The following is a 19,422-nucleotide window of genomic DNA, read 5'->3' as shown; positions in this document are numbered from 1 at the left end:
GAATGCTCAATTTTAAAGCCCCTTACGCTATTCGCGTAAAGGGCTTTAAAATTATGAACTTTATCTCAGTTAGTTAGCAATGTCAAAACGATCAAGGTTCATTACCTTATCCCATGCGGCGACAAAATCATTTATAAATTTTATTTGCGCATCAGCACTGGCATACACTTCGGCAACAGCCCTTAATTCAGAATTTGATCCAAATACCAAATCGGCACGGGTTGCGGTCCATTTTGTATGGCCATATGTGCGGCAAGTGCCCTCATACAGTTCTTTATCCGGTGTTGTCGCTTTCCATGCTGTATTCATATCCAGCAGGTTAACAAAAAAATCATTTGTTAACTGGCCCGGACGATTGGTGAACACACCGTGTTTTGAACCATCAAAATTGGTATCAAGCACACGCATGCCACCCAGCAATACCGTTAGTTCGGGCGCAGTTAGTGTAAGCAACTGGGCCTTATCTATCAGTAATTCTTCCGTCGAGACAGGAATTTTTGATTTACGGTAGTTACGAAAACCGTCGGCAATGGGTTCTAAATATCCGAAAGATTCCACATCTGTTTGCTCCTGCGATGCATCCATACGGCCGGGTGTAAACGGAACTACGGCAGGGTGCCCCGCATCTTTAGCCGCTTTTTCGATACCGGCACAACCTGCAAGGACAATGAGATCGGCCAGTGAAATTCTCTTATTGCCGGTTTGTGCAACGTTAAACTCAGTTAGTATGCCTTCAAGCACACTTAGCACCTTTTGTAGTCGCGCGGGGTTGTTTACCTGCCAGTAACGTTGCGGGGCCAGGCGGATACGGGCGCCGTTAGCGCCACCCCGTTTATCTGAGCCACGGAAAGTAGACGCCGAAGCCCAGGCGGTAGTGACCAATTCGGAAACAGTAAGTCCTGAATCTAAAACTTTTGATTTTAATACTGTAATATCGCTGTCATTAATTAACTCGTGGTTAACCTCAGGAATGGGATCCTGCCATAGCAATTCTTCTGCCGGCACCTCGGCGCCCAAATACCGCGAGCGTGGCCCCATATCTCGGTGAGTTAATTTAAACCATGCCCGTGCAAATGCATCAGCAAACGCGTCAGGGTTTTCTAAAAAGCGCCGTGATATTTTTTCATAAGCCGGATCAAACCTTAAAGCCAAATCGGTAGTAAGCATGCGTGGCCTGTGTTTCTTCGTGCTATCGTAGGCATCCGGTATAAATTCATCGGCATTTTTAGCTACCCACTGATGCGCGCCTCCCGGGCTCCTGGTGAGTTCCCATTCAAATCCCAACAGGTTCTCAAAAAAGTTGTTACTCCATTTAGTAGGCGTTTTGGTCCATATTACCTCGAGCCCGCTCGTAATAGTATCTGCACCTTTACCACTCCCAAAGCTATTATTCCATCCAAAACCCTGCTGCTCCACATCCGCGGCTTCAGGCTCTTTGCCTACATGCTCAGATGGTGCGGCGCCATGTGTTTTACCAAAACTATGCCCGCCCGCTATCAGTGCCACTGTTTCTTCATCATTCATGGCCATTCGCCCAAAGGTATCACGGATGTCCCTGGCGGCAGCAACCGGATCAGGGTTGCCGTCAGGCCCTTCAGGGTTCACGTAAATCAATCCCATTTGTACCGCTGCAAGCGGTTTTTCAAGTTTACGCGAGTGTATATCACCATCAGCGTTATCGTCTGATACGAGCACCCCTCCACCATCTACACCTTCAGAACCATGTGCATAACGCAGATCGCCGCCAAGCCAGGTGGTTTCGGCGCCCCAGTAAACAGATTCGTCCGGCTCCCAAACATCTTCGCGCCCCCCGGCAAAACCAAATGTTTTAAAGCCCATTGATTCCAGCGCTACGTTGCCGGTTAGTATCATCAGGTCGGCCCAGGAAATTTTCCGCCCGTATTTTTGCTTTATCGGCCACAGTAACCTGCGTGCCTTATCTAAACTAACGTTATCGGGCCAGCTGTTGAGCGGCGCAAAACGCTGCATACCAGCCCCGGCCCCACCCCTGCCGTCGCCCACGCGATACGTACCGGCGCTATGCCAGGCCATGCGTATAAATAAACCTCCGTAGTGCCCAAAATCTGCAGGCCACCAGTCCTGCGAGTCTGTCATGAGGGCATGAAGGTCTTTTTTTACCGCTTGCAAATCAAGACTGTTAAATTCCCTTGCATAGTTAAAATCTTCATCCATCGGATTTGACGCAGGCGAATTTTGGCGGAGCAAGCTCAATTTTAATTGATTGGGCCACCAATTGTGGTTACGTGTACCACCACCGCCAACATTGTGTTTCATGCTGCCGTTATGAAACGGGCACTTGCTGATATCATTCGGGTCTCTGTCCATAATAATAGGTTGTTTAAATGAATGCTTTTTACCGGCTTATTTAGTAAAGGTAAAGTATTGAATAATACAATCACAATCATTAATATCTATGTTGAATAGGCAGAATCTATAGCTGTAAGGCCCGCCATTAATTTGAATAAAGAATCGCATTCGCGCGCTTTATTAGCCCCTAATACGCAACAAGCGCATTTTATGCTTAAACTACCTTTTCACCTGGACGTTATCGATAAGCCCGCGAGATGTAAACCATTAAAGATTTACCTGCCACTTTAAAACATAAGATATCAATACGAAAATAAATTGGATATGCCACCTTATTTAATCAATTCCAGAATAATAGCAGTTTTAGCCGGCAGGGTAAGTTTATCGTTCAATAGATACAACCTACCATTAATAATGTCCTTTGCACTGCTGTTTAATGGGATCACTTCCCGGTACCTTTCCAGGTCAAGTGTAACATCATCGCTATTCTTATTAAGGAATACAACAACCTTTTGCTTTGCGTTAAACCGGCTGTATACAAACACATCGTTATTACCTGGGCCATAGTGAATATACTTGCCGTTCATTAGGTCCGGATTAGCCTTTCGCCAGTGAAGGAGTTTTTTTAGATACTGCTGAGCTTCCTTCTCTTGGTCGGTTAAACCCTTGCCGGTTAGTACATTTTTACTATCACCCAGCCACCCGCCGTAAAGGTCGCTTCTTCGCTGTCCGTCGCTGCCTGCTTTTTCATTGGTCATGAGCACCTCTGTCCCGTAAAAAAACTGTGGTATGCCACGCATGGTGGCGTACATAGCAATGCCGAGTTTCCAATGCTGAAAGTTTTTGCCTACCCTGGAATAAAAGCGATCTAAATCGTGGTTGTCCGGAAATATCAACTGATTTCCGGGATATGGAAAATGATAATCCTGCGCTATGCCAAAGTATACATCGCGCCATGAGGAGAACCAGCTGCCGCTACGGTTAAGTGCCGATACGATATTGTCATTTAGCGAGAAGTCCATGAGCGTGGGCAAATAACATTTATACTGGTCAGGGTTCACTTTGTCTTTTTGCCAATACGCTGTTTCTGCCACTATGCGGGTCATTTCTTCGCCAACTATATTCATATTAGGATACTCAAGCAAAATAGTTTTTGTCCACTCGGTCAGGAAATCCTTGTCTGAATATGAAAACGTATCAACCCGTAAGCCCGAAATGCCTGCATACTCTATCCACCAAATGGTATTTTGTATCAAAAACGCCGCTACACGCGGGTTTGCCTGGTTCAGATCGCTCATGTGCCCGTCAAACCAACCGCCAACATATTCCATTTTGTCAATTGCAGTGGCGTACCGATCGTTCACCGTTGACTTAAGATGGGTGGTGCGAATGTGGGTATCCGGAAAATTAACCCAATTTTTCTCGGGCATATCTTTTATAAAATAATACTCAGATCCGCAATGATTCAGTACAACGTCCCATATCACACCTATACCACGTTTATGGGCTTCGACTACCAGTTTCTTAAAGTCCTCGTTTGAACCAAAACGCGGATCAATCCTGTAAAAATCAGTAGCAGCATATCCGTGGTAGGAATAGCTGGGTTCGTCGTTTTCTACTAAGGGAGTATTCCATATATAAGTGAATCCTAAATCACTGATGTAATCTAAATGGTTAAGTATGCCTTGTATGTCTCCCCCATGCCGCGCATCTTCATTTCCGCGATTAATAGTTTTTTCTAATAATGCAGGCTGGATATCATTTTTAACATTGCCATTCGAAAATCTGTCAGGAAATACTAAATAAATAGCATCTTTTTGCGAAAAGCTCGCTCTTTGTGCACTGTTAGGTTCGCGTTGAAGCAACGGAAATTTTTTGGTGACAACAGTTTTGCCTAGCCGGTTAAATCTGATGTTGACTATGCCAGGTTTAGCCGCCGGCATAATATACAGCGTGAGGAAAAGATAATTCTTGTTTGCTACAGTATCAGTACGAATCAGTGTTACACCGGGGTATGATATATCTGCACGCAGGTGTGAAATGTCTTTGCCATAAAACAACACGTTAACCGTGTCATATTTCATTCCTGTCCACCAGTTAGCCGGTTCCATTCGCTCTATAGTTTGGGCGGAGGCTGATAAAAGCGCAAGAAAAAAGAAACTGAGGCTTAGAAGTGTTTTCATATAAAATTATTTTTTTAAAAGAAATTGCAAAGGGATTTGAAAACGCCTACTCCAGGCGTTTTCGCTATGGTCGGCACCGGCGAACTTCCTGCTCATTAAGTTGATGGCGTTATAGCCTTTGCTCCGCAGCATCCTATCCGCTTTTAGCTGGTGCTGTTCATACAAGCTGTCCAGGCCAACTGTGCCGTAATCAAAGTATATTTTGTGAGTAAGCGGATCCGGCAAGTACTTGTCAAGGTACGCTATAAATTCGTCCGGGATGATACTACCCTTTACAGATTTATCCCCTATCCAATGGGTAGACAGGCATGCCGCCCCACCAAAGACAGCCGGATATTCGCAGAGTGCATACATCGATATTAATCCGCCCATGCTGGAGCCTGCTATGAATGTGTTGGCCTTATCGGCGTTTGTAGCATAGCGCGTGTCAATATAAGGCTTCAGTTCCTGTGTAATGAATTTCAGATATGCATCGGATTGTATGCCAGCGGGCGACGTTTGGAGCACTTGCTGCCTGATGCTGTCGCCAAGCTTTGCAAATGGTTTCTGCGGAAAATATTCAGATTGCCGATTTGCGCCGGTATTCCAAACACCTATGATAATACAATTACGATAACTACGCTGTTTAGTTATGGCATATAATGCGGCATCTGCCCGCCATGCCGTTCCGTTCCATGTAATACCGGCATCAAAAAGCGATTGGCCATCGTGCATATATAGCACGGCATATTTGTCTTTCTTATTATAACCTTCCGGCAGCCAAACATCTATATTGCGTGATATCACATATTTTGACGGGAAGTTGTTTATACGCTCAATGCGTCCATATTGCACCGTTGGTATTGAGGTTTGGATAACCTCGCTATAACGTTTCGGTATATCTATGTAATCCTTAATCAATCTTTTATAGTCGCTTAAGTCGGCGGCCGTTCTCCAGTCCGGATCGGGCAAATTATTCTTTACATCTTCCCAGCGTTTTCCTGTAAAAAAGTCATCGTCGTAGGTACACCCGGTAAGATATTTAAACGGTTTAAGAAATATATAACCATCAAAAAAATCTTCCATTTTAAAGCCCGGATAACATAAGCTAAAAAAGCTATCGTCTTTTAGCTTACCGATTGGAGAGTTTCGTAAGTCGAAGCCCGTTTGAGGATAATTAAACCGGTGTAGTAAATTTTCTATTTCGCCGTTAGCTGTAGTAACATATAGCGGCTTGTATTGAGTTTTTGAATACATCGGGGTATGAAACATAACTGAGAACACTTTATCCGGTTGTTTTTTATATAAACGATTACCTACCATCCCTACGTCATAGTCGCAAAAATCATCGTTGTTCATTTTCAAAATTGGCATCTGGTAATGCGTAAAAACATGCACATGCCCCATATAAATAAGTGCCTTTTCCTGTTTGTCTATAATCTCCTTTTGGATGATATCCGTGCGGAACTTGTCGGGCGTGCCCAGGTTAAATACAGCCTGCATATTCTGTGGCGTCCGTGTTCCGCCTTTAAAGTGCTGCCATTGATACTTGTAACTCAGGTTAACGATACGAAATTTTTTTTCTTTAGCTTTTAGTGTATGGTTAAATGTCCAAACAGCTTTGTACAGGTCATAATATTCACGGTACGCCCAACCCGTATTATAAAAAAACATCATATCCTTAGCCAGCCTTTCGTTATAATAAGGGCCGGTGAGCAACGAGTCCAGTTGCTTTTGCTTTTCAAAGGCACCAAATTCCATACACAAATTATATACTCCGGCGCGGTAAAGTTTAGGGATCAGTGCCATTACAAAATCCAGGTTCTGTTTTATAGCATGATCTTCCCCAAGCAGCACATATGGGTATTGCCTGAACTTTGAAATCAAGTACTCATCCGGTTTCTGCAAATTGTTTTTAAGATACGCCGTCTGTTCGTCAAGGTTGATCTGCGCCTGCGCAAACGAACTCAAAAACACAAAAAAAGAAAGCAATAAATAATAGTACTTCATAGCAAGGGAATGTTTATCGCAAACTTACCGGGTCGGTTTTATATTCAAAACATCCGGGGACAAACAACAGCCAAAGCGGCACCAACAACACTATTTTGTACAAACACCCAATAAGCAGGGACAAAATAAATCGCTATTTTTGAGCAATGCTTTACTAACCGACTATGAATATTGTTGCTATTCCCTTACAGCGCAATCCAATTGCTAAAGACGTTTTATATTGGACTCTTTTTGTCCTGACCTGGGCATTCCTTTGGGGATTGTCTGACCAGGAATATGTCAGGAATATCTTTATCCAGGTTTGCTCTCTTCCCGCACGTATGCTGCTTGTCTATTTCACTACCTGGTTTCTTTTCCCACATTATTTTAAAACAGAAAAGTATTTCACTTTTTTTGGTCTTTACAGCATATTGCTGCTGGTTATAACTATTAGCATACAGCGTCCGTTAATGCTGTACTTTATACAGCCGCATTTCCTGCCATTTTGGAATGACGGGCATTTTATGGGCACATCTGAAATTATAAATACCGCGCTGGATATTAATATCGCCGCCGTTGTTCCGCTAGGCTATAAATTGACAACTACATACAGAGACCGGACCGTGCAATTGCAACCCAGCCTTGAAAAACGGCCGCATAATGCAGGAATACCATTGCAATTTATAGAAGTAAGGGCTGATAAAGCGCTGCATAAAATTAATATTGACGAGATCATCTTTATTGAAAGCCAGCGAAACATGATAAAGATAAAGCTCGCCACCAAAGAGATCATCACCCGCGAAAAGATCTCATCAGTTGAAGGAAAACTTAGCCCCGATAACTTTAAGCGCGTACACCGGTCGTTTTTGGTAAACATCAATAAAATAAATGCTACATCATCTGGCAAAGTTTTATGCGGTGATGTTACAGTGCCAATAGGACGGAAATATAAAGAAGCGCTCAAGAATAGTGCTTGAGGTGAAGGCTAATCAACGCAAATACCAATTGATTTTGTCCCCGCCGCTTACCAACTATGCCTATCAATGATTATTCTGCATAATCAATGATAGGCACAGAGGTGGTCATGTCACAAACGTTTTATAAATTTTCAAACCATTTGCAAAACATTAATTGCACGCAACAGAAAGCTACATAGCCGGGATGGGAAACTTAGGTGTTTTAGCACCGTTGGGCCCGTATATTCCCCAATGTGGCCCTACCCCATTGGGTTCCGCATGTTTCCATGGTTCATCAAACATTGAAAACCAAAGCGTATTAAATGCTTTGCGATAAATGTTATTGCCTTTTACCCATTCAAGCGTAGTTTTAAAGTTTATTGCTTGGTTGGCAACATTTTCCAAATTAGCATTATCGCCGCCACTGGGCCAGCCTATTTCGCCAATTACCACACTAAGACCCATGTTTTCCGCTTGCTGCATTCCATTATTGTACGACCACTCCATGTTACCTGCAATATTGCCCGGGCTATTTTGATTATTCGTTTTTTGTCCCCAATAAGGATAAATCGTCATAAAGATAGTGCGGCGCCCGTCGCCGTTAAGATCTTTACATTTTTTCATGATTTGCGGGCATCCCCGGCTGTCGCCCATACCGTTCGCCAATCCACCTACGCCGGTAATACATGAAGTTACTGTAGTATTCTTCAACCCGGCACTGTTCATCTGCTTACGGGCATAGTCCATGTACTGCGCTACCTGATTGTCAGGCACGTATTCGCCTACAATAAGGTTAGTTTCATTTCCTACAACAATAGCCTGTACCGTTTTTATGTGTGCTTTAGCAGCTTTCACCGCAAGGTCTATATCAGCTTTTGTTTTGTTGGCATTATTTGGATAACAGTGCACACCAAGCGCTACTTCAATATCATTAGCTGCCGCTTCGGCTACAACCTTGTCCATGCCGTCTGCAACGGTGTAGGTACGAATGAAGTGAAAGTTTTTTGCAATCATTTTCATGTCCTCTTTAATTCGAGACAGAGGTATAGCGGTTCCGGGCGCTTCATTATTATAATGGTAAGGCCCGTAATTTATACCCATGTACCGCTGCGACGAAAAAATGTCACTCTTTGGCGCCTGAAGGGTTGGTGGGGGCATTCCCTCGTCTTTTTCTTTTTCAGGATTTGATTTACTACATCCTGTGAAGCACAAAAAGCTTACAGCTAGTGTTAATAAAGTTAGTTTTGTTGTGATGTGCATGGTCGGGTTTTTATTAATGCAAACGCGCCTGAGAAGCGCTTTGCATTATCAATCAATAACTTATCAATTAATTGATTGCGAGGATACAAAAAAAGCTATTATTTAACAAGAAAAATTGTATCAATTAGTTAATTGCCCTTGCTTATTAAGTTAGGTTGGAGCATACTTCTTGGGTCAAACGCTGTTTTTTAGAAGCTCTTGCAAAAATTGAATGACCTGTTACTTATATGCGTGTTAGCTTGTCAACATTAGGTCTATTATTCGTTATTATACATCACAAAGATTATTTGCGAGTAACTGTCAGTCAGTAACGCAACAATATAACACTTGAAGACGGTGCAAGCCTTGTATATAATGGTGTACAAATTACTTTAGATAATGGTAACAGCCACAAAAAAACCCTCTAAATCATACAATTTAGAGGGTTTTGATACTTATTTGGTATCGCTTGTTGTCGGGATGGCAGGATTCGAACCTGCGGCCTCCACATCCCAAATGTGGCGCGATACCGGGCTACGCTACATCCCGTCTTGGGTCTGCAAAGGTAGCTTTTTTTGATATTGCTGCAAATCTTTTTTTAAAGATGTTTTGTAAGTGCTGATACTCACTGATTTTAATTTTGTTTTTTACGAGGTAACTCACAATTCCGCATGTAGGACAACCGGGGTTGCGAATTAATATTATCTCTTTGCCCTGAAAGAAGCCCCTTTTAAGATTATACATTCCAATTAGACAAACAAGATAAAATGTGTGCGGGCTGTGCTGATAAAGCGCATACTAGGATGGCGCACTTTACACACGAAATTCTTTAAAGATATGTGGACTAAGCGGGGCTTTAATAAAAAATGCCACCATAAAAGGCAGCATTTTTATTTGCGGTGAGGGAGGGATTCGAACCCTCGGTACAGTTTCCCGTACGTCAGTTTAGCAAACTGATCCTTTCGGCCTCTCAGGCACCTCACCTGTTTGTACGAATACCTCTTTTTGAGGTCTGCAAATATAGTAAATCAGTTAAGCCGTCAAAAAAAAAATCAGGTTTTTCTAATAATCTATCCTAACGTGGTAAATACTCATCAACATACGCTTAAATATCGTTTTAATGGTCTCCAGGTCTTTAAGGGTTATGTCGCTGTCTTTCAGTTGATCCTGGTCGAGTTTATACTTTACTATACGATCTACTAGGGCGCTGATAGATTTTTCATCAGGTTCTTTTAATGAGCGTGAGGCCGCTTCAACCGAGTCTGCCAGCATTAAAACCCCCGTTTCTTTTGAGAATGGAATAGGCCCCGGGTAGCGAAAAATATTCTCGTCAATAAATTTTTCTGGGAAATTTTTTAAAAACGATTGGTAGAAATAGTCTACCCGGGTATTACCATGGTGAGTGCGTATAAAGTCGGAAACGATATCGGGCAAGTTGGCTTTACGGGCCATCTCAAGCCCCTTACTCACATGCCTGATGATAATCTGCGCGCTTTCTTCGTACGGTAGCTTATCATGCGGGTTAAAGGATGATATCTGGTTCTCGATAAAAAACAACGGATTCTCCATTTTCCCGATGTCATGATACAGTGCCCCTGCCCTAACCAGCAACGCATTGCCCCCGATGGCGTATATGGCGTTTTCGGCCAGGTTGGCAACCTGCAGCGAATGCTGAAACGTGCCGGGCGCAGAGAAAGCCATTTCGCGCAGTAACGGCGCGTTGGTATTTGTCAGCTCAATCAATGTTATATCCGAGGTAAGGCCAAACACCTTTTCGAAAGCGTATATAAGCGGGTATGCAAGCAGCGTGAGCAAAACACTTACCACAAACGGAACAAAATCAACCCAATCAATACTGGTAAAGCTGCCCTGCCGAATAAATGATATTCCTAAGAACGCTATAAAATAGCTGGTTGTTATTATAAAGGCCGATATCAAGAACTGCTCGCGGCGAATAAGATTTTTTATAGTATAAATTGCCACCATACCGGCCGTTATCTCGTAATAAGCAAACTCAAAGCTGTTTGGCACAAAAAAACCGGCCATCAGCACTACAAGCAGATGTATATATAAAGCCAAACGCGTATCAAACAATATCCGGATGATAATAGGTACTATACAATATGGTATATAGTATAAATTAGGTATTTGCAGGTAAATAGCCGCTGAAAGCGTGGCCAGCATAGCTGTAACAACCAGTAATATCAAGCCTACTAAACGGTTGTCACTATATATATCACGCCTAAAAAGGTATAAGAATATGGTTAACAAAGCTATGGCTAAACCCACCAGTAAAAAACGGCCGGCAAACACCAGGTTAGGATTGCCGTTTACACGTGCGTTATCTTCAAAAGCTTTCTTATAAGATTGCAGTTTCTGAAATATTTCATCGCTAACAACTGATCCTTTAGTTACAATAACTTCGCCTGCCTGCACCATACCACGGGTTATGGATAAACTTTCAACTACTTCTCGCTCTAACTTACTCGTCAGCTTTTCATCGTAGTTTAAATTGGTTTGCAAACGGTCGTCAATCAAATCGAGCAAAAATGCCCTGTCTATATCCTTGCGTTCGTTTAAAATCTGCTCACAGTATTTCAAAGCAGTTTCTTTTGTAAAGAAATCGACAACATTTTTCTCAGTGGCAATATTTTTATTTAATACGCTTACGGGAGAGTTTTCGCCCTGGCGATGGTGTTTTGTATTTAATTTGATAATGCCTTTTTTGTAAACATTAACCAACAAATTATTTCCTACAGATATATAGGCAGGCTTCATTTTATCATTAATGCCCGCGGTGTGCCACTTTATATCAAGGTCGCTTAAAAACCCTTCGGATTGCTGCTTGGCTATATCCTCATCAAGACGATAAATGGGCGTTATACTGGCAAGCGCTGCCTTGCGGTCGGCTGCTATTTCATCTTGTGTTTTAAGGATAGCAAAGCTGTAAGGTGATACAAGGTCCTTTTGGTTCCATATCCTCCCCTTTTCAAATTCATACCTAAACTGTGCCTGTTTAGGGAGCGCCACTACTATAAGGCACACGCTTAGCAGGATCATAAAAAATTTTATATTGCGTGTGTACTTACGCAATATTGCCTTTTGCCTCGAAGCTGATATTTGTACCATGTGCGCTATTAACTATCAAAAATACTATAAGTTTCTGTTAAATGCGGCTTTCTATCTACAAGCCTAATCAACATTAAACATAATTGCCTTTATGGACATATGAAATCTATTTGCTGTACAATTTAAATTATCCAAGCTATAAAGGTTCCGGAGCATATCATACCGTGATGAAGTGTTTTAAGTTTACTGAATTTACTCCCAATTATAAATCATCAGGACAGCAGTGATTATCATAGAAAAAAGTGTTGAAATCGCGGGTTAAACGGACATCTAAAGAAGTATATGGCAATCCCGGGACGCGTTTATGGGCACTAACAGCCGGATAAGCACTTGTTTAAAAATGGTGCCGGCGCATAAAACCCGAAGAAGACGGCAAGTAAATTGTACACCTGGCTGCGTTGCTTCTGGCACGCCATTGAACCACGCTTACGCTACATACACCGTCTTGATGTTCACAAACTCATGTATGCCGAAAATGCCCAGCTCACGTCCGTAACCTGATTGCTTAATACCGCCGAAGGGCAGTCTGGGGTCTGACTTTACCAGCGCATTTACAAAACATGAACCGGCTTCTATACGCGTGGCTGCCAGCAATTCACCATGCTTTTTATCCGATGTAAATATAGCAGCCCCTAAACCGAAGATACTTTTGTTGGCCAGCCTTATAGCGTCATTCTCGTTTTTGGCCGTTATAATAGCCGCTACCGGCCCAAAAAGTTCTTCTTCAAAAGCTACGTTGTCTTCTTTAACCTTGGTTAATATGGTTGCCGGGTAATAGGCATTGTTGCCCTTGGTTATTTCCCCGCCTAAAATACATTTTGCTCCCTGCTTAACGGCTAGCTTTACCTGTTTGTGCAAATCATCACGCAGGTCAATACGTGCCTGAGGACCGATATCCACACCATTCCCAAGCGGATCGCCCATTGTTTTTGCCTGCATTTTTTCAAGAAATAACCGGGTGAATTCTTTCTCTACAGACTTTACCACAATAAATCTTTTAGCCGCTATGCAACTTTGCCCGCTGTTAATAAGCCTACTGTTTACGCATATTTCAGCTGCATGCTCCAGGTCGGAGTCTTCTAAAATAATGTAGGCATCGCTGCCCCCTAGTTCCAGCACCGTTTTTTTGATTAACGAGCCCGCTTTTTGTGCAACTTTACTTCCAGCAGCTGTACTGCCGGTAATGGTAACGGCTTGTATAAATTTATTTTCAATTATCCGGTCCACCTTATTGCTCCCTACCAGTAAAGTTTGAAACACATGTTGCGGAAAGCCGGCCGCCTTTACTATATCTTCAATAGCTAACGCGCAACCCGGTACGTTTGAAGCATGTTTTAACACGCCGCAATTGCCCGCCGCCAACGCAGGTGCCAAAAAACGAAAGACCTGCCAAAGCGGGAAATTCCACGGCATAATGGCGAACATTACTCCCAGTGGCTGAAAACTTATAAAACTTTTTGAGGCTTCGGTTTCAATCAGCTGATCTTTTAAATGCTTTGCGGCATTAGCAGCATAATAATCGCACACTGTAGCGCATTTTTCCACCTCGGCTACACCCTGGGCCAGGGGTTTACCCATTTCCAGCGCCATCAAACGAGCCAGTTCATCTTTTTTTACCAGGAGAGTCTTGCTCATGTTTAATAACAAACGGCTACGTTCGTTATGCGGCGAATTGCGCCAATTGAGCCAGGCGGTATGGGTTTGCATTATTTTTTTATCCACCTGCTTATCAGTATGAGCGTTGTATCGTTGGATTATCTTCCCGTTAACCGGATTTATTGAATGTATTTCCATCATGTATTTTATAAAGGCAGCCCTGCACAGTCCGGCAACTTCATCCGGACATTACAAATTTGTTAGAACTGCTACTTAAATTTTTAAAGAAAATTCCGCTAAAATGTTTTGAGGCCGTTAAAAAGGCGTTTTTTCAGAACAATTTCAAAATCTAAATTTCAATGGTGTAACACCTTTATTGCATTTTTAATATTAAAAAAATAGTTCTTTAAATAGTATAAAATCTACATTACTTTTTTATTAAAAAAAATTTAAAAATTAAACGTGCTATTGCATGAATAGTATAACCTTATAGATTTGTTATACCCTAATTTATAGTATAAGATGGAAACGATCAACCACTTAACAGTAGAGCAGAAATTACAAGGAATGATACTTGTGGTTATATGCGCTGTGGCGGCAGTTAACTACTTTTTATTGTAGTATCTAAAACCCCTAAATTATTCGGGATGCTGTCAGACAGCATCCCGATTTTTTTTTACGAAATTTTTATCAAGTTTTAAGACCTTACCTGCCCCCGACCTTTTACCAGCCACTTGTAACTTGTTAGTTCATCAAGCGCCATCGGCCCCCTTGCGTGCAATTTTTGGGTACTGATGCCTATTTCGGCGCCTAGTCCAAATTGTGCGCCATCAGTAAAAGCAGTAGAGGCGTTTACATATACCGCGGCCGCGTCAACAAGCCTTAAAAATGTAGCCGCGCAATCATCATCTTCGGTTATGATAGCTTCGCTGTGTTTGGAGCTATTTGTGGCTATATGTTCAAGCGCCTGGTCAAAGCTGCTAACCGTTTTAATCGCCATTTTGTAGTCTAAAAACTCGGTACCAAAGTGCTCCGGCTGCGCAACTTGCAATAACCCTGCAGGATAATGGTCCTTTAATTCCTGGTATGCCGTATCATCAGCAAATATTTGTACCTGTTTACTTGAAAGAGGCTGTGTAATTGCAGGGAGATCACTAAGTCTCGACTGGTGTATAACCATGCAGTCCAATGCATTGCATACGCTTACTCTGCGCGTTTTGGCATTGTACACAATATCTGCTGCCTTTTGTATGTCGGCAGTTTCATCCACATAGGTATGTACAATGCCTGCACCGGTTTCAATTACAGGCACCTTGCTATTGTTTCGTATGTGATTTATCAGTCCCTGGCTTCCCCGCGGAATTAATACATCAACGTAGCCGATGGCATTTAGCAAAGCGTCTGTTGCCTCACGCTCTGCCGGTAGCAGTGTAGCCACGTGGATGTCGATGTTATTTTTTGCAAGTACATCGTGTATTACCGCAACAATAGCACGGTTAGACTTGTCGGCATCACTGCCGCCTTTTAATACAGCTACATTACCTGTTTTAAAACATAGCGCAAAAACGTCAAACGTAACGTTTGGCCGGGCTTCGTAAATCACGCCTATCACACCAAGCGGCACCGTTACTTTGGATATTTCGAGTCCGTTTGGCAACTCCCTTTTTGCCAGTACCTTACCCAGCGGACTATCAAGTTTGGTAACATTGGTGATATCAGCCGCAATATCCTTTATACGGTCGGCTGTTAGCATCAACCTGTCATATTTAGGATCGTTTTTGTCCATCCGGTCAAGATCTTTCCGGTTTTCATACAGGAGTATGTCTGTAGCGTCCACGGCAGCTTCAGCAACTTCAGTTAATACTTTATTAATGAGGTCGTCAGTCAACGCCACTGTAGTGCGGCCTGCAGCTACAGCTTTTTCAAAATAGTGTGTATAGCTCATCACCAAATTATTGCAGATAAAGGTAATCATAATGCACCAGCGGCTTTTGATTTTTAAGGCCGAGTTTTTCACGTGCTTTTTCTGAGCTGTATTCTGCTATACCCAAACCTATCAACTGATTGGCGCCGTCTACAAGCTTAATGATATCACCTTTTTTAAAATCAGTTTTTATTTCAGATATGCCCACCGGCAACAGGCTGGTAGCCTTATTTGAAGTTAACGCCGCCTTTGCACCCGCGTTTACCGAAACTATGCCTGTAGCAGATGTTTCAGAGTGTGCAATCCATTTCTTTTTACCTGATGCAGTTTTATGGGGCACAAAACGTGTATGCGGCGCTTTCTCATCCAATATATCTTTTAAAATATTATCTTTTGTGCCATTGGCTATATGCACCGCTATGCCAAGTTGGGCAACCTTTTGTGCCATGTGGGTTTTAGTGATCATGCCACCCCTACCAAATTGCGATCTGTCTGATGATACAAAAGACGAAAAATCAATGGCTTTATTATTTACCTCATCAATCACTTTTGATGTCTCCAGTTTAGGGTCGCCATCATATATTCCGTCTACGTTGGTAAGTAATATAAGAGCGTGCGCGTTGAGCATTGAAGCTATAAGCCCGGCTAATTCGTCATTATCTGTAAACATCAGTTCGGTTACAGATACCACATCATTTTCGTTAACAACCGGCAATACCTGGTGCTGCATCAGCAATTCCAAGCAGTTTTTTATGTTAAGGTAATGGAGCCTGTCTCTGAAGTCCTCTTTGGTAACCAATACCTGCGAACAAAGAATATCAAAACGCTCGAAAAGTTTTGAGTAAGTATTGATCAGCTTAACCTGCCCCAACGACGCCAGCAATTGCCTGACGGCCACCGCGTCATATTTATCAGAAACATTAATAAGGCTTCGTCCTGAAGCTACTGCACCTGAAGACACAAGTATTACTTCTATGCCCTGTTTTTTTATAAACGCTATCTGTTCAACCAAGTGTTCAATGCGCTGCAGGTCTGGCAATCCATTGTGTTTGGTAAGTACATTTGAGCCTATTTTTATTATAATTCTGCGATAATTGAACGCCATTTGCCCCAAATTGAATGAAAACAGTTCAAAATTACTAATTTTGAACTGAATTAGCCTTGTTTTGATTAAAAAAATGTGAGTTTAGACTTTTTGGTGATATTTTACCCTAAAAGCGGTTTTATATTGATAAATAATAGCCTCTTTTAAAATTTTTTGGCCTATTTTTTATTATTAAACATCACCGCTCAACATCATCAATTTAAGTAACTTTTAAAAAATTAATATTCCTTTTTAAACCATTATACTTGGTGCGTTTTACCGCGGACTTATGAAACACTTTGTGGAAAACATCTTCTGTAATCTCCTCCCATTCTTTTTTGTTTAACTCTAAAAGTTCGGCCCGGGGCTGAAACGAGGGCTCATTATGTAGTACAGAAAATTTATTCCAGGGGCAAACATCTTGGCAAACATCACAGCCAAACATCCATCCATCCATCTTATTTTTAAACTCCACCGGAATTTCATTTTTTAGCTCAATAGTCAGATAAGAGATACAGCGGCTGCCGTCAACCACATAGGGTTCAACTATAGCATTTGTAGGGCAAGCGTCAATACAGCGGGTACAAGTTCCGCAATAATCGGCAGTGGGTTCAATATCGTATTCCAGTTCAATGTCCACAATCAGTTCAGCCAAAAAAAAGAATGACCCGGTTTCCCTGTTAATCAGATTGGCGTTTTTCCCTATCCAGCCTAAACCGGCTTTTTTTGCCCATGCTTTATCAAGCACTGGCGCAGAGTCAACAAATGCACGTCCGCCAACTTCGCCAATTTTTGCATTTATAACTTGTAAAAGTAACTTTAGCTTATCTTTTATTACGTGGTGATAATCAATGCCATAAGCATATTTAGATATCTTGGGGGCCAACGGGTCGGCCTGCGCTGCATCTGTATAATAATTTATCCCTAAAGATATTATCGATTTGGCTCCTTCAACAAGCAGGCGTGGATCAAGTCGCTTGTCAAAATGGTTTTCCATGTACTGCATTTCACCATGCATATTTTGTTCAAGCCATTTTTCGAGCCGTGGCGCTTCTTCTTCTAAAAAACCTGCCTCAGATATACCACAAAACAAGAAGCCCAGTTTTTTGGCTTCTTCCTTTATCAACCGGCTGTACGCTGTGCGGGACATAATAGTATCTGTGAACTAGCAATTGGTACCGTTAGTGTCACCTTGCTCGTCTGCGTAAAGCATCACTGGTTCCGCAGCAAATATACTACAAATCAATAACTCACCAGCACAAGGTGAGCGCAACCAAAGCTACAGAGTTAAAATAATTTCGTTAAAGTTATTGTGTGGTATGGTGTTTGATAAAAATGCATGATATGAGCCAGATACCAACATGCTGAGATTTATAAACGATATGCCCGGGCATGTGATAGGGATACACGCGGTGGGCGCAGTGACGAGGGAGGATATAGAAAGTGTTTTGATGCCGAAGTTTGACGAATTGGTAGAAAAGCAGGGTGAGATAAACTATTTGCTGGTGCTGGAGACTGATATAAATAATTTTACACGCGGCGCGCTGCTGGCTGATGTAAAGCTTGGCCTTAAGCATTTTACCAAATGGAACAGGATTGCAATAGTAACCGATCAGCGTGGTGTGGCATGGTTTAGTGATGCCGTGCGCTTTTTAATACCCGGACAATCAAAAAGCTTTCCGTTAGATAAACTGGATGAAGCTGTGATATGGGTGTCTGAAAAAATATCTAAATAAATATATACATGGAAACAATAAACGATAATTTAACAGAAAGAGACGATCCGAGAGAAGATCAATTGGGCGAAAACTCTGGTAATGACCACGCTAAAGGCACCCATCCTACCGTGCAGGACAAACCTGATGACGAACGTGTTAAAACAGTGGCTCCTGACAATGATAGCGGTGCACCGGGACCTCCGGCAGAAGAAAGCGCGTCAAATAAAGGCCAGGGGCCTAAAGGCGAAAATTTGTAGCGCGGAGGAGTTAACTAAAATAGTAAGCGGGTTAGTTGTTAAACTAACCCGCTTACTATTTAGTCGTTATAAGGCAAATTTAAAAGCTGTTCCTAATCGCATTACTTAATGTTTTCGGGCTCCAGTAGCCGCTGGCTATGATACGACGGATGGTAAACAACGGCTCTTTCTGATCACGTTTTTCAGCTAATGCAAAGGCGGCCTTAAAGCCTCGTTTCTTCAGCTCCGGAATTCCCTCAGCATTCCACAAACCAAACGGGTAGGCAAAGTATTCCATTTTTTTTCCGGTAATCTCTTCAAGTTTTTTACTCGGCTTTTCAATTTGAGTTACCCAATCCTCACCTTCATATTTCTTAAAATTTTTGTGATCGTAGGTGTGGCTGCCTATTACATTGCCTTCATCGGCAAGTTGCTTTATCTGTTCTTTAGACATATAGTCTAAGAATTTGCCCTTACGCCCTATTGATACGGTCATGATAAAATAAACAGCTTTAAAACCATATTTTTTTAATTCAGGGTTGGCAACGGTAAACTGGTCTAGATCGGTATCATCAAACGTAAGCATAATGGGCTTGCTAGGCAATTCTTTATTGTAAACCAGGTAATCATACAACTGGTCTGGTAAAATGGTGTGGTAGCCGCTGTCTGCAAGCATTTTCATCTGCGCTTTAAAATTAGCTATCTCAACAATATAGTCTTTGCCAACCTTTCCATCACGGGGCAGCCAGTTACGTATCTGGTGATAACACAAAATAGGTACCTGCGGCTTGGCAAGTATGGCAGCCGCGTCGTTTGGCTTAGTATTGGCCGCCACCGGAGATTCAGCTTTTACCGCACCACTGTCTGTAACAGAGCTATCCGCGGTGGCACTGCTGCTGTTACCAGATTGGCATGATGAAAGGGCTATTACGCTTATAGAAAATACCGTAAGAAATTGCTTTAACATATGAGTAGAGTATCGTTTTTTAACGCTGACTAAAATAGCACAAATCGGCAGTATAAAAACCGGGTGTTGACAAATAATTTGATGTAGAAGTTAG

General features: G+C 42.3%; 13 protein-coding genes and 2 tRNA genes. 3 read left to right on the top strand and 12 right to left on the bottom strand.

The genetic code is table 11. The features are described 5' to 3' along the window. Positions 1-69: 69 nt before the first annotated feature. From katG to DJ568_RS17345, 3 genes are all read right to left on the bottom strand, one after another. The gene (gene katG / locus DJ568_RS03660) at positions 70-2,346 is read right to left on the bottom strand and encodes a catalase/peroxidase HPI (RefSeq protein WP_114003897.1); all 2,277 of its coding nucleotides are present in this window, start codon (positions 2,344-2,346) and stop codon (positions 70-72) included. Positions 2,347-2,660: 314 nt separating this feature from the next. Next, complete coding sequence (locus tag DJ568_RS03655) at positions 2,661-4,511, bottom strand: glycoside hydrolase family 13 protein (RefSeq protein ID WP_114003896.1); 1,851 nt, start codon at positions 4,509-4,511, stop codon at positions 2,661-2,663. Between the two features lie 6 nt (positions 4,512-4,517). Continuing rightward, a complete protein-coding gene (locus DJ568_RS17345; RefSeq protein ID WP_199560848.1) occupies positions 4,518-6,500 on the bottom strand; it encodes an alpha/beta hydrolase-fold protein in 1,983 nt (660 codons plus the stop codon). Between the two features lie 164 nt (positions 6,501-6,664). Here DJ568_RS17345 and DJ568_RS03645 point away from each other — a divergent pair, with 164 nt between their 5' ends. Then, positions 6,665-7,456 carry a LytR/AlgR family response regulator transcription factor gene (locus DJ568_RS03645; RefSeq protein ID WP_114003895.1) on the top strand — a complete coding sequence of 264 codons (792 nt, stop codon included), beginning with the start codon at positions 6,665-6,667 and terminating at the stop codon, positions 7,454-7,456. 171 nt (positions 7,457-7,627) lie between these two features. Here the strand turns inward: DJ568_RS03645 and DJ568_RS03640 are convergent, their stop codons facing one another. The 8 genes from DJ568_RS03640 to queG all read right to left on the bottom strand — a co-directional run bounded on the left by DJ568_RS03640 (position 7,628) and on the right by queG (position 17,557). Further along, entirely contained in the window at positions 7,628-8,695 is a 1,068-nt protein-coding gene (locus DJ568_RS03640) for a glycosyl hydrolase family 17 protein (protein WP_114003894.1), read from the bottom strand. 454 nt (positions 8,696-9,149) lie between these two features. Next, positions 9,150-9,223 (bottom strand) — tRNA-Pro (locus DJ568_RS03635). Between the two features lie 348 nt (positions 9,224-9,571). Further along, positions 9,572-9,658 (bottom strand) — tRNA-Ser (locus DJ568_RS03625). Positions 9,659-9,736: 78 nt separating this feature from the next. Continuing rightward, on the bottom strand, positions 9,737-11,803 hold the full coding sequence (locus DJ568_RS03620; RefSeq protein WP_114003892.1) for an HD family phosphohydrolase: 2,067 nt from the start codon (positions 11,801-11,803) through the stop codon (positions 9,737-9,739). Positions 11,804-12,229: 426 nt separating this feature from the next. Next, complete coding sequence (locus DJ568_RS03615) at positions 12,230-13,600, bottom strand: NAD-dependent succinate-semialdehyde dehydrogenase (protein ID WP_317047527.1); 1,371 nt, start codon at positions 13,598-13,600, stop codon at positions 12,230-12,232. Between the two features lie 496 nt (positions 13,601-14,096). After that, on the bottom strand, positions 14,097-15,344 hold the full coding sequence (locus DJ568_RS03610) for a glutamate-5-semialdehyde dehydrogenase (protein WP_114003890.1): 1,248 nt from the start codon (positions 15,342-15,344) through the stop codon (positions 14,097-14,099). 7 nt (positions 15,345-15,351) lie between these two features. Then, positions 15,352-16,428, bottom strand: a complete 1,077-nt coding sequence (gene proB, locus DJ568_RS03605) for a glutamate 5-kinase (RefSeq protein ID WP_114003889.1) — start codon at positions 16,426-16,428, stop codon at positions 15,352-15,354. A gap of 199 nt (positions 16,429-16,627) precedes the next feature. Then, complete coding sequence (queG, locus tag DJ568_RS03600; protein ID WP_114003888.1) at positions 16,628-17,557, bottom strand: tRNA epoxyqueuosine(34) reductase QueG; 930 nt, start codon at positions 17,555-17,557, stop codon at positions 16,628-16,630. A gap of 211 nt (positions 17,558-17,768) precedes the next feature. On the opposite strand from queG, the gene DJ568_RS03595 reads away from it, so the two are divergent. Both DJ568_RS03595 and DJ568_RS03590 read left to right on the top strand, forming a co-directional pair. Beyond that, a complete protein-coding gene (locus DJ568_RS03595) occupies positions 17,769-18,143 on the top strand; it encodes a SpoIIAA family protein (RefSeq protein WP_114003887.1) in 375 nt (124 codons plus the stop codon). A gap of 8 nt (positions 18,144-18,151) precedes the next feature. Continuing rightward, positions 18,152-18,382: a hypothetical protein gene (locus DJ568_RS03590; protein ID WP_114003886.1), complete on the top strand. Its 231-nt coding sequence runs from the start codon at positions 18,152-18,154 to the stop codon at positions 18,380-18,382. Between the two features lie 79 nt (positions 18,383-18,461). Here the strand turns inward: DJ568_RS03590 and DJ568_RS03585 are convergent, their stop codons facing one another. Beyond that, complete coding sequence (locus tag DJ568_RS03585) at positions 18,462-19,328, bottom strand: polysaccharide deacetylase family protein (protein WP_114003885.1); 867 nt, start codon at positions 19,326-19,328, stop codon at positions 18,462-18,464. Positions 19,329-19,422 lie beyond the last annotated feature (94 nt).

The organism is Mucilaginibacter hurinus (assembly GCF_003324525.1).
Lineage (GTDB): Bacteria > Bacteroidota > Bacteroidia > Sphingobacteriales > Sphingobacteriaceae > Mucilaginibacter > Mucilaginibacter hurinus.
The sequence above is the reverse complement of the archived record's forward strand: the minus strand, read 5'-3'. Positions and strand labels throughout refer to the sequence as shown.

Bases quoted from the DNA above. Each gene is read 5' to 3' on its own strand.
- DJ568_RS03585 (WP_114003885.1), bottom strand. From the start codon at position 19,328: ATGTTAAAGCAATTTCTTACGGTATTTTCTATAAGCGTAATAGCCCTT.
- queG (WP_114003888.1), bottom strand. From the start codon at position 17,557: ATGTCCCGCACAGCGTACAGCCGGTTGATAAAGGAAGAAGCCAAAAAA.
- DJ568_RS03615 (WP_317047527.1), bottom strand. From the start codon at position 13,600: ATGATGGAAATACATTCAATAAATCCGGTTAACGGGAAGATAATCCAA.
- proB (WP_114003889.1), bottom strand. From the start codon at position 16,428: ATGGCGTTCAATTATCGCAGAATTATAATAAAAATAGGCTCAAATGTA.
- DJ568_RS03655 (WP_114003896.1), bottom strand. From the start codon at position 4,511: ATGAAAACACTTCTAAGCCTCAGTTTCTTTTTTCTTGCGCTTTTATCA.
- DJ568_RS03640 (WP_114003894.1), bottom strand. From the start codon at position 8,695: ATGCACATCACAACAAAACTAACTTTATTAACACTAGCTGTAAGCTTT.
- katG (WP_114003897.1), bottom strand. From the start codon at position 2,346: ATGGACAGAGACCCGAATGATATCAGCAAGTGCCCGTTTCATAACGGC.
- DJ568_RS03645 (WP_114003895.1), top strand. From the start codon at position 6,665: ATGAATATTGTTGCTATTCCCTTACAGCGCAATCCAATTGCTAAAGAC.
- DJ568_RS03595 (WP_114003887.1), top strand. From the start codon at position 17,769: ATGCTGAGATTTATAAACGATATGCCCGGGCATGTGATAGGGATACAC.
- DJ568_RS03590 (WP_114003886.1), top strand. From the start codon at position 18,152: ATGGAAACAATAAACGATAATTTAACAGAAAGAGACGATCCGAGAGAA.
- DJ568_RS17345 (WP_199560848.1), bottom strand. From the start codon at position 6,500: ATGAAGTACTATTATTTATTGCTTTCTTTTTTTGTGTTTTTGAGTTCG.
- DJ568_RS03620 (WP_114003892.1), bottom strand. From the start codon at position 11,803: ATGGTACAAATATCAGCTTCGAGGCAAAAGGCAATATTGCGTAAGTAC.
- DJ568_RS03610 (WP_114003890.1), bottom strand. From the start codon at position 15,344: ATGAGCTATACACACTATTTTGAAAAAGCTGTAGCTGCAGGCCGCACT.